The organism is Streptococcus sp. SM3, assembly GCF_027497875.1.
This window is the reverse complement of sequence record NZ_JAJNSA010000119.1, coordinates 1-7071: the sequence shown is the minus strand read 5'-3', so window position 1 is coordinate 7071 and position 7071 is coordinate 1. Positions and strand designations below refer to the sequence as shown.

The 7071-nt window shown below is 41.0% G+C and carries 7 protein-coding genes; all 7 read left to right on the top strand.

The window, feature by feature from the left end; all coding sequences use genetic code 11:
* A partial coding sequence (locus tag PAN06_RS12365) for a zinc-binding dehydrogenase (protein WP_269796464.1) occupies positions 1–402 on the top strand: 402 nt, incomplete at its 5' end.
* A 94-nt stretch (positions 403–496) separates the two neighbouring features.
* Positions 497–1408: a DMT family transporter gene (locus PAN06_RS12360; protein WP_269796463.1), complete on the top strand. Its 912-nt coding sequence runs from the start codon at positions 497–499 to the stop codon at positions 1406–1408.
* Between the two features lie 154 nt (positions 1409–1562).
* The gene (locus PAN06_RS12355) at positions 1563–2651 is read left to right on the top strand and encodes a DUF4352 domain-containing protein (protein ID WP_254727298.1); all 1089 of its coding nucleotides are present in this window, start codon (positions 1563–1565) and stop codon (positions 2649–2651) included.
* Positions 2652–2796: 145 nt separating this feature from the next.
* On the top strand, positions 2797–3936 hold the full coding sequence (locus PAN06_RS12350; protein WP_269796462.1) for an amidohydrolase: 1140 nt from the start codon (positions 2797–2799) through the stop codon (positions 3934–3936).
* Between the two features lie 126 nt (positions 3937–4062).
* A complete protein-coding gene (locus PAN06_RS12345) occupies positions 4063–4890 on the top strand; it encodes an amino acid ABC transporter substrate-binding protein (RefSeq protein ID WP_023918950.1) in 828 nt (275 codons plus the stop codon).
* A gap of 24 nt (positions 4891–4914) precedes the next feature.
* Positions 4915–5778: a MetQ/NlpA family ABC transporter substrate-binding protein gene (locus PAN06_RS12340; protein ID WP_269796461.1), complete on the top strand. Its 864-nt coding sequence runs from the start codon at positions 4915–4917 to the stop codon at positions 5776–5778.
* 72 nt (positions 5779–5850) lie between these two features.
* Positions 5851–7071 (top strand): M20/M25/M40 family metallo-hydrolase (locus PAN06_RS12335; protein WP_269796460.1); only part of this gene is annotated, 1221 nt, incomplete at its 3' end.

The following is a 7071-nucleotide window of genomic DNA, read 5'->3' as shown; positions in this document are numbered from 1 at the left end:
GCAATCGTTGTTCGCCCAGAAGAAGGAGAAACAATCGTCGAAGCCATCCATCGTTTAACAGGTGGTGGAGCAGATGTTTCTTATGAAGTTACTGGAGTTCCAGTTGTTTTAGGTCAAGCCCTTGCAGCTGTTCATAAAGCTGGGGAATGTATGGTCGTATCTATCTGGGAACGTGAAGCCAGCATCAATCCAAATGAATTTGCTATCCAAGAAAAATCTCTCAAAGGAATTATTGCCTACCGTCATATCTTCCCTAAAGTGCTGGAATTGATGGAACAAGGCTACTTCTCTGCTGAAAAATTGGTTACCAAGAAAATTAAATTGGAAAATATCGTTGAAGAAGGATTTGTTGAATTAACACAAGATAAATCTCAAATCAAGATCTTGGTTCAACCTGAATAAGCGAATAAATTTATATGAAATATATGAGGCTGAAACGTTTCGTTTCGGCCTTTTATGATACAATAAAAGTAAGGAACAGATTTAGGAGGGGACTATGTCAAAGACGATGAAAGGAACACTCATGACCTTGATCGCTGGGATCGCTTGGGGCTTGTCAGGAGCCTGTGGCCAGTACCTACTGGCTCATGGATTTACAGCAATTGGTTTGACAACGATTCGTTTAGTGTTTTCAGGGGCTGTGCTGCTGCTTCTTGCTTATCTAGCAGACCAGGAAAAAGTAAAGGCCTTTCTAAGAGACCGCTCGTCCTACCTTCCCTTGCTCTTATTTGCTTTTTTAGGGTTGTTAATGACCCAATTGACTTATCTAGAAGCGATTGATGCGACTAATGCAGGTACGGCAACTGTTTTTCAATATCTCTGTCCCATTGTAGTTTTGGCCTATTCTTGTGTTAAGGACCGAGTAGCTCCGACAGTATCTGAGGTCATTTCCATGGTCTTAGCGATCGCAGGGACCTTTCTCATTGCAACCCATGGTCAACTAAATCAATTAGCCATCACTCCTAAAGGACTAGTTTGGGGACTGGTTTCTGCCTTTGCCTATGCCCTCTACATTATTCTGCCGATTCAATTAATTCAAAAATGTGGAAGTATGTTGGTGATTGGTATCGGTATGCTCATTCCAGGACTTGTGATGATTCCCTTCACAGGAAGAAGACTCTTTCATGGCCAATATAGCATGGACAATCTGATGGGCTTAGTTGGCTTGGTGGTGATTGGGACCATATTTGCCTATACTGTCTTTTTGAAAGGAACGAGTCTGATCGGTGCAGTTAAAGGAAGTCTTCTTGCAGCTATGGAACCTATTTCAGCAGTTTTCTTTTCTTTTATCATTATGAATGAACATTTCTTTGCCATTGATTTTATCGGAATGGCTATGATCCTCCTTGCGGTCCTCTTGATTTCCCTCAAGGATCTCATGATTCAAAAAGAAAAAGGAATCTTGTAAAACCAAAACCAATCATATTTTAGTTAAAAGGTTGAGACGAAGGTCTTGGCCTTTTTGTAATCCTCGCCCTCTGAGGGAGAGTTATCACTATATAGCGTATACATCGCTAGAAAAAGATGTTAAAATAGAACAAAACTTTTTTAAGGAGATGAGGATGAAAAAGATTTTTAAATGGACCCTATTTGCTGTGGCGACTTTGAGTCTAGTAGCTTGTGGCACCACTGGTCAAAAGACAAATTCGCAGCAATCAAAGACGGAAAAAGCGGCGAAAAGCTCAGCATCTGACGGTCAAGTAGAGCTGAGCCTAAAAGGAGGGCAATACATCAAACCGCCTGTCCTCAATGACTCAGAAGACGGCACTTATTTGGCCCTTCAATTAGAATTTAAGAATGTTTCCAAAGAATCTATCAACGTGTCAGATTCAGATATCACCATCTACGATGCGGAGAATAACAAGGTCAAATTGCAGTCAGGGATTTATGACCAAACGGAAGCCTTCCAATTGCTCAAGAGTGATCAGTTGGCCCAGGATAAAAAAATGACCGGCTATATCGTCTTTCCAGTCGAAAAAGGCAAAAAATACGAAGTGCAGTATGAACGAAAAACCTATAGCTCTGATAAAAAAACGAAGCCTCTAAAATTTGTGGTGGATTCTTCTCAGTATGAGGACAAGGTGGAAGCTTCCACCCTTCTAGCTGATGAATACATCAATCAAGTTTACTTTAGTGGCCAACGAAAGGTCAAAAAGGATAATGCTTTTGTTTTGGGAACTGATTTGAAAAAGGAAGCCAGTGATTTCCGTGCGAAATTTGCGGCTGATTTTACCCGTCAATTGCATGATTACCAATTCCCAGAAGAAGAAGTGACCCAGTTTATCGATGCTTATGAAAAGGAAAATGCAAAGCGCGCTAAATTAACCTATAAGGTTAAACAATATCTCCCGGACAAGGTGGTCATTAGTCTAAATCCTGAGACTGTCAGCATGGAAAAGACGATTTTAAACCACATGCAGACCTTCTATCAAGAACATCGGAAAGATTATTCGAGTATCATTGAGGCCAATCAGGCTCAAAACAAAGCCTATAGAGAGGAAATGATGGCTTCTCTTGCAGATCGCCCCTTGACGACGCCGGATCGGTACGACTACCAGTTGACCTTTGTTAAGAAAGATGGCAAATGGGAAGTGGAAAAAGCCTATAATAGTGATAGCTTTATGGAAAAATTCGAGGGAAATCTTTCTTAATGCGGAAGTTGGCACTCCTAGAACGTGAATCTAGGAGTGTTTTTATCTATAGTTTGAAACTATATCAAAACCCAAGAAACAGGAATTAGACGGAAACACCTATTAGTGATAGAATAATTTTAAGTTTGAAAGGAGATGAAGGCTTGTGTCTTTTTCTTATGAAGAGTTAGCAGAGATTCGCCACTATATCCACCAACACCCTGAATTGTCTGGTCAAGAATACCAGACAACCGCCTTTCTAAAGGAACGTTTGGAAGAGTTGGGGATTCGTATTTTAGAGAGTGGGTTAAAAACTGGTCTGATTGCAGACATTGGGACCGGCCAACCAGTGGTGGCGCTACGTGCAGATATCGACGCCCTTCCGATTTTGGAACAAACAAATCTGCCCTACCAAAGTCAACATCCGGGTGTCATGCATGCTTGTGGTCACGATTTTCATCAAACCAGTCTTCTAGGAGCAGCAGCTCTTCTCAAGGGAAAAGAAGACCAGCTAGAAGGGACAATACGCTTGATCTTTCAACCGGCAGAAGAAATTTCAGAAGGTGCTTCTGACGTTCTAGCAACAGGACTGTTGGAGGATGTTCAAGGAATTATTGGATTTCATAATATGCCTCAGCTAAAAGCAGGACAACTTGCTTTGAATGCCGGAGCTATGATGGCAGGGGTAGAGAAATTTAAGGTCACTGTAACAGGGGTTAGTAGCCATGCTGCGAGACCAGACTTGGGAGTTGATACGGTAACAGCCGTCACAACCATGGTTCAGAATGTACAATTATTAATTTCACGGACCATTTCTCCTTTTGAAACAGCTGTTTTATCGATTACGCATCTAGATGTGGGTTCAACCTGGAATGTACTCCCAAAATCAGGCTATTTTGAAGGAACGATTCGCTCCTTTAATCCGAGTGTGCAAAGAGAGTTGAAGGAACATTTCATTTCGATTATTCGTCATATAGCAAAAAGCCTGGAAGTGGATGTGGCTTTTGAGTGGGGAGTGACCCCGCCTGTTACCTTTAATGATGAAGAATTGACCAAAGTCGTTTGGGAAGCTTCACAAGACTTGGCTGAGGTGCTTCCAGCAAATCCATCTACAGCTGGAGAAGACTTCGCCTTTTACCAAGAACGAATTCCTGGAGTCTTTGCCTTTATCGGTTCAAATGGAGATCCTGATGCGCCAGACCTCCATCATGATCACATGACCATCGATGATGCAGCCTTTCAGGTGTCGGTTCCCTATTATGTTGAAAATGCGCAAGCTTTATTGCGGTATTTCAAAGAAAAATAAGTGTGATAAAGAAAAACTATCACCTCCATAAAAAATATATATTGGGCAAGTAAATGCTTTTTTGATAAAATTAAAAAATACTTTTAGAATGGCGTTTTATGTGCCTGAAATGAATAAGGAGATCCTATGAATCTAAAAAAAGTGATTAAGTATTCTGCTTTAGGATTAGTTGCAGTCCTTGCAACCAGTGCTTTAGTAGCATGTTCATCTGGCAAATCAGCCAGTGGGAAGAAAACCATTGAAGTTGGGACTGTTGGAACAACCAAACCCTTCTCTTATGAAGAAAAAGACGGCAAGCTAACTGGTTATGAAATCGAAGTATTGCGTGAAATCTTTAAAGGTTCAGACAAATACGAAGTGAACTTTAACAAGACAGAGTGGTCTTCAGTCTTTGCTGGCTTAGATAGTGACCGTTTCCAAATCGGTGCCAACAACATCAGCTACTCAAAAGAGCGGGAAGAAAAATACCTCTATCCAAATCCATATGCTCGTAATCCACTAGTATTGGTCGTACCAAAAGATTCTTCTATTAAATCTTTGGATGACATTGGTGGCAAGAAAACAGAAGTTGTTCAAGGAACATCTACTGCTAAACAATTAGAAGATTACAATAAAAAACATTCAGATAAACCAACCGACTTGCAATACACAGATGGAACGATTCAAACCATCATGGCTAATCTAGCGGATGGTCGTACAGATTACAAGATCTTCGAACGGATCTCAGTAGATACTATCATTCGTGATCAAGGCTATGACAACTTGAAGGTTATCGAGCTTCCAAGCGACCAACAACCTTATGTGTATCCAATTATTGCAAAAGAAGATAAAGACCTTCAAAAATTTGTCAACAAACGTATCAAGGAACTCTATGACAATGGAACCCTTGAAAAACTGTCTAAAAAATACTTTGGTGGAGTTTATCTACCAGAAGCAAAAGATATTAAAGAATAATATTTAAATAAAGGAGACTTCAAAATGAAATTGAAAAAAATTCTTGGTTTAACAGCTCTTGCAGCTATTGCAACATTTGCTCTTGCAGCATGTGGTTCTTCAAAATCATCTAGCAAAGATGGTGAAACAACTGTAAAAGTAGGTGTCATGACTTTGAGCGACACTGAAAAAGCTCGTTGGGATCAAGTTCAAAAGAACTTGGATGACGCTAAAACAGGAATCAAATTGGAATTCACTCAATTTACAGACTACTCACAACCAAACGTGGCTGTAAAAGATGGTAGCGTGGATATCAATGCTTTCCAACACTATAACTTCCTTGATAACTGGAACTCTAAAAACGACAATGCCCTTGTTGCAGTAGCAGATACGTACATCGCTCCAATCCGTCTTTACTCTGGTACAGAAAACGGTAAAAACAAATACACTTCAATTAAAGAAATTCCTAAAGGTGGAACAATCGCTGTACCAAATGACCCAACAAATGAAAGCCGTGCCTTGTATGTCTTGCAATCAGCTGGTTTGATTAAATTGGATACCAAAGATGGTCAATTGGCAAACGTGTCAAACATTAAAGAAAATCCAAAAGATTTGAAGATTTCTGAATTGGATGCTTCACAAACACCATCTGCTCTTCCATCAGTAGATGCTGCAGTCATCAACAATACCTTCGTTCGTGAAGCAGGCGTTGATTTCAAAAAAGCTATCTATGTTGAAAAGAAAGACAGCAACTCAAAACAATGGTACAACGTGATCGCTGCTAAGAAAGATTGGGAAAAATCTGATAAAGCAAAAGCAATCAAAGAAATCATCAAAGCCTATCACAAAGACAATGTGAAGAAAGTGATCGAAGAATCTTCAGAAGGAATGGACCAACCAGTCTTCTAAGATTTGATCTCAAGTGTATGAAGGAGGTGGAGAAGCAATTCTCTACCTCTTATCGTGTATTAGGAGGAATGCATGCCTTTTGCAACAGAAGCGGAACAAATCCGTAAATTTGAAAATGATGAGGTCGCACAACATTATTTTGAAGTGTTGCGAACCTTGATTTCAAAAAAATCCATCTTTGCCCAACAAGTTGGTCTCAAGGAAGTAGCCAACTATTTGGGGGAAATTTTTACAGCTGCAGGAGCCAAAGTCGAAGTGGATGATAGTTACACAGCACCTTTTGTGATTGCCAAATTTTTCTCGCCAAATCCTGAAGCCAAAACCATCATTTTTTATAACCACTATGATACGGTACCAGCTGATGGAGACCAACCTTGGACGGGAGACCCATTCACCTTATCAGTTCATTATGGAACCATGTACGGTCGAGGGGTTGATGATGACAAGGGGCATATCACGGCTCGTCTCACAGCTCTTCGAAAATACATTCGTGAAAGTGGCGATTTGCCAGTCAATATCACCTTTATTATCGAAGGGGCAGAGGAGTCTGCATCGACGGACTTGGATAAATACTTGGCCAAACACAAGAAACACTTGCGTGGGGCAGACCTCTTAGTCTGGGAACAAGGTACCCGAAATAATCAGGGACAGTTGGAAATTTCCGGTGGTAGCAAGGGGATCGTCACCTTTGATATGGTGGTGAAGAGTGCAGAAGTGGATATTCATTCTAGCTATGGCGGTGTGGTAGATTCTGCTTCTTGGTATTTGTTAAATGCTATCGCCAGTCTTCGTGACAAAGAAGGCCGAATCTTGGTGGATGGGATTTATGATCAGATCCAAGAACCCAATGAACGCGAGCTAGCTTTGATCGAGCAATATGCCAACAAAGGGCCAGAAGATGTAGCGGAAACCTATGGTCTAACCCTCCCAATCTTGAAGGAAGACCGAAAAGAATTCCTGCGCCGTTTCTATTTTGAACCAGCCCTGAATATTGAAGGTTTTGGCTCTGGTTACCAAGGACAAGGTGTTAAAACGATTCTTCCAGCAGAGGCGCGTGCTAAGATGGAGGTGCGTTTGGTTCCTGGACTGGATCCCAAGGATGTCTTAGAAAAGATCAATCAGCAATTGAAGAAAAATGGCTATGATCAGGTCGAATTGATCTATACTCTCGGTGAAATGAGTTACCGAAGTGATATGAGTGCCCCATCGATTTTAAATGTCATTCGGCTGGCCAAAGATTTCTATAGAGAAGGAGTCTCTGTTCTTCCAACAACAGCGGGGACCGGACCCATG